This window comes from Bdellovibrionota bacterium (assembly GCA_035292885.1).
Classification (GTDB): Bacteria; Bdellovibrionota_G; JALEGL01; order JALEGL01; family DATDPG01; genus DATDPG01.
Genome location: DATDPG010000006.1, coordinates 1 through 3,911, shown reverse-complemented (window position 1 = coordinate 3,911; position 3,911 = coordinate 1). Strand labels below are relative to the sequence as shown.

The window sequence follows — 3,911 nt, the reverse complement described above, 5'->3', positions numbered from 1 at the left end:
ATGGAGGGGGTAAAAGAGGTCACGATCGAAACCGTCGTGCGACCGTCCAAAGGTCCGGTGGCGCTCCCGTCTTTTTCTTCGGAGGGGGCAGCCAAAACTTCCGCTCCTCCGCCCCATTCTCACGCTCCGGCGCCGGCCCCCGCTCGCCGACCGGGGATGGAAAAGGAACCGATTCCCGGGATCCGGAATATTTTGGCGGTCGCCAGCGGAAAAGGGGGCGTCGGCAAATCGACCGTGGCGGTGAATTTGGCTCTCGCTCTGGCCCAAAAAGGAAAACGGGTCGGCCTGTGCGACACCGATATTTACGGTCCGTCGCTTCCGCTGATGTTGGGACTTCACACTCGGCCCGAAGTCGGTCCAGATCGTAAACTGATCCCTCTGGAGCGATACGATCTAAAAGTCATGTCGATCGGATTTTTGATCGATGACGACACGTCGGTGATTTGGCGAGGACCGATGGTGACGCAAATGATCCGGCAATTTTTTCGCGAAGTGAATTGGGGGGAATTGGACTATTTGATTCTCGATCTTCCTCCCGGAACGGGGGATGCCCAGCTTACGATCGTTCAAACGATTCCGCTGGCCGGAGCGATTATCGTGACGACCCCCAACGACATTGCCCTTCTCGATGCCCGGCGGGGCCTGATGATGTTCCGCGAGGTCTCTGTTCCGGTGATCGGCATCGTCGACAACATGGCGGCGTTCGAGTGTCCGCACTGTCACAAGAGTACGCCGATATTCGACCGGGGCGGGGGGGAGCGAACGGCGCACGAGCTGGGTGTGCCCTACCTGGGGGAGATCCCCTTGGATCCAAAGATTCGAATCGGAGGCGACACGGGGCTCCCCGTGGTTGCGACGGATCCGAAGAGCACGCAGGCCAAATCGTTTGTTTCGATCGCCGAGGCGGTCCTCAAAAAAACCGATGCCGGCGGCGAAAAGGGCAAGGGTTTCCTCGGTTCTCTCCTTTCGAGACTCTAGTGTCTTCCGGCGGAATCAAAGTTGATTGGGATCAGCCGGATGTCTGGCTTGTGATCCTCGTTCTTTTGCTTGCCGCGCTTTTTGCAATCGTGGATTATTGCTGCTCCCTCTAGAGGTAAACAACGTGGTGGAAGGTGTACAAGTCGTCGAGCGCAGGTCGAAACCGAGAGTCGAGACCAAGGTCCGGGTTCGTATGGTCGGCCGCGAGGACGAAGTCGAAACGTACGCCGGCAATCTCTCCAAGAGCGGCGTATTTCTCGAAACGAAGGAGCCGCTCGCCAAAGTAGGCGAGAAGATCCAGATGGAAATTCTTCTCTCCCAGGCCACGGAATCGATCAAAGTCAGGGGCAAAGTCGCCCGGATCGTCGCTCCCAACCGCATGGGCTCGGTTTCCGGTATCGGAATTGAATTCTTACGGGTCGAGGCCCGACAAGTGCGGACGTTTGATCGCCTCATCGATCGCTTACTGGACGCCAGGGGAATTGGATCCCGCAAACATCCACGACTCAAAACTCATGTGGTCGTGGAATTCACGTCGAAAGAGGAAGTTCGCAAGACGTTCTCCGAAAATCTAAGTAAGGGGGGTCTGTTCTTACGAACCTCTCCCAACGGAATGGCCTTAGGCGACACTTTGCAAGTCGTCATCCTTCATCCGCATTCAAAACGAAAGTTTTCCGCAGAAGCGGAAGTCGTGCATCTCCGCAAAGGGGAATCGACCGTCAGCGCCGATTTTGTGGAAGGCGTGGGGGTCCGCTTTCTTTTGACTTCGGCGTCGCAGCGCACCGAAATGTCCGGATTCCTCCGCAGCATCCTCTCCGGCAAACGCGTTTAAGACCTCAGGAGGGTTCTCACCCTTCACTCCATCTGCAAGTAAGCCGCAGGATTTTTTTCGCAGAGCGAGGCGCCCACCGAAATGGCAAGTAAGGCTTAGGACTTTTTTCGTATGACGCGGCCGCAGCGTTGGGCGAACCGGAGCATAGGTTTTTCTATGTGAGGATTCGCGAAACGCGAGAACGAAGTCAGACGGAAAAAGGACAAGCCGTGGGGTGAGTGAACCCCGCTTAACGATTCCAAGCTGTTAGGAGACCCGGAAGCCCAGCCGAAGTCAAATCAGAGATTCGACTTTGCTTTGTCCACGTTTCGGCCGAAGAGTGAAACTACTTTGGCCGTTACTTCATACTCCGGAAGTACTTCTAAGACTTCCGTCACCCCTTCCGATTCAATTCCGGCCAGCCGGATATACCGCTGCATCGTCTCGAGATCGCTCCAACCGCAGATCTTTTGGATCTGGATCGGCGCGACCCCATTTCGGATGAGCTGCGTGGCAAAGCACGCCCGTAACGTATGAAACTTTACGGATTTGAGCCCGATCCCGAGGCAAAATTGCCGTAAGATCCGGGCCTGCTCGCCTTTGTGCCAGCCGGTCAATCTCGGAAGGACATGCGGTCCGTTTCCGGTTCGCTCTTTAAGCTCCACGAGGAGCGATTGGAGTTCGCTGGAAATCGGCACGGTTCGCCATTGCCCCGATTTCGTGCTTTTTACGCTCCGAAATCGTGTGTTGTACGACTTCGTGACGGAGAGTTGTCTGTTCTCCCAGTTCACGTCGCTCCATACCAGGGCGTTGAGCTCGCCGTTTCGCATGCCGGTTAAGATCGCCATGGCCCAGACGGGATACCAGGGGTGATCGAGCTTTTTCGCTTCTTCGAGAAGCGTTCGAATTTCCCCGATGGAAAGAATTTCGGGTTTCGTTTCCTCTTTTCTTCCCAATTGAATCCCATACGCCGGGCTTCGATCCTTTCCCCGAATCAACCCATTTTCCATTCCGAACACGAACACTCCGTTGATGAGAAGTTTCAGTTTGTTCTGGTGGAGAATGGAAGCCCCGCCGGCTTTGAGTTGATTGAGCGCTTCCCGCACATCAAACGAGGAGATCTCCGCCGCCGGACGTTTCATCCAGGCCGACGTGTGATTCCGGATCGCCGCCGCGTAATCGAGCTTCGTGGTTTGCGCGCGCCGCTCGTCCCGGAGAAGATTCTCCTCCCAGGCGTCCACGACGGTCTCCCACGAAGAGCCTTGGCTCTCTTTCATTGAGATTTCGCGTTCACATTCGCGAATCAGTTTGATTTCCTGACGCCTCGCTTCGGATTCGGTTTTGACTCCCGAGATCTTTCGCTGGGCGCGAAGGGACCGGTTGCCTTTGCTTCGAACGTTGACGTACACCTGAAACCAGGTTTCGCCGTTTTTTTCATACGATTTTATCGCCATACAGCCTCCTTTTTGGAAAAAGTCGGCTTCAACAGCTGATCCAAATCGCTTCGAAGAAAACGCAGGCGGTTCTGGAGACGGTACGTTCGCACCTGTCCTCGCCAGACCATGTTCCGGACCTGGCCCGCCGAAACCCGCAAATAGAACGCGGCTTCTTTTGTGGTCATCCATTTAAGCTTGTCAAAGAGCGCGTCCGCGGTGGTCGCCTCGGACGAACCCCGAGAAATCCCGGTGATCGCTTGGAGCATAACATCCTCCAGCCGAAAGACCATCCGCTGTTATGTCAGATGAATGGGCTTAAATTCTTTGTACGCCGCAGGCCATAAGCCTGATGGCACTTTCGACGGCGGGGAACGCCATGGAAGCGGATTCGCACGCCTGTCGTGGAGGGGAAAGTAACACCGGCGGACTTCAAGATGCAAGAGGGAGGAAGGAAGCGAAAATGTATTTATTCTAACGGGAGTGAGATACAGCTTTTGAATTTCGGTGGAGTTCGGTGTTGTTCGGTTTTGGGGCCGCGTGTTTTGGTTGCAAGCATAATGGAATGGACCCGCCCTTTCTTTACGAGGCTTCATAAAGAGCCAGAATGGTTGAAGTGGTGATCAATCATTCGAAGAAAGAAAGGGAGGATCCAATGGAAGGTATTACCGTAGTGGGAATTGATTTGG

At 55.0% G+C, this 3,911-nt stretch carries 4 protein-coding genes; 2 read left to right on the top strand and 2 right to left on the bottom strand.

Annotation, left to right across the window (positions count from 1 at the left end; genetic code table 11):
* Window positions 1–978: Mrp/NBP35 family ATP-binding protein (locus tag VI895_00200; GenBank protein ID HLG18218.1), on the top strand; the 978-nt coding region annotated here is incomplete at its 5' end.
* A 124-nt stretch (window positions 979–1,102) separates the two neighbouring features.
* Window positions 1,103–1,810 (top strand): PilZ domain-containing protein, encoded by a 708-nt coding sequence (locus VI895_00195; protein HLG18217.1) that lies wholly within the window; start codon window positions 1,103–1,105, stop codon window positions 1,808–1,810.
* Between the two features lie 278 nt (window positions 1,811–2,088).
* Here the strand turns inward: VI895_00195 and VI895_00190 are convergent, their stop codons facing one another.
* Window positions 2,089–3,243: a site-specific integrase gene (locus tag VI895_00190; protein HLG18216.1), complete on the bottom strand. Its 1,155-nt coding sequence runs from the start codon at window positions 3,241–3,243 to the stop codon at window positions 2,089–2,091.
* Window positions 3,234–3,491, bottom strand: coding sequence for a helix-turn-helix domain-containing protein (locus VI895_00185; protein ID HLG18215.1), 258 nt, complete (start codon window positions 3,489–3,491; stop codon window positions 3,234–3,236). Before VI895_00185 ends, VI895_00190 begins: the two co-directional genes overlap by 10 nt.
* Window positions 3,492–3,911: the final 420 nt, after the last annotated feature.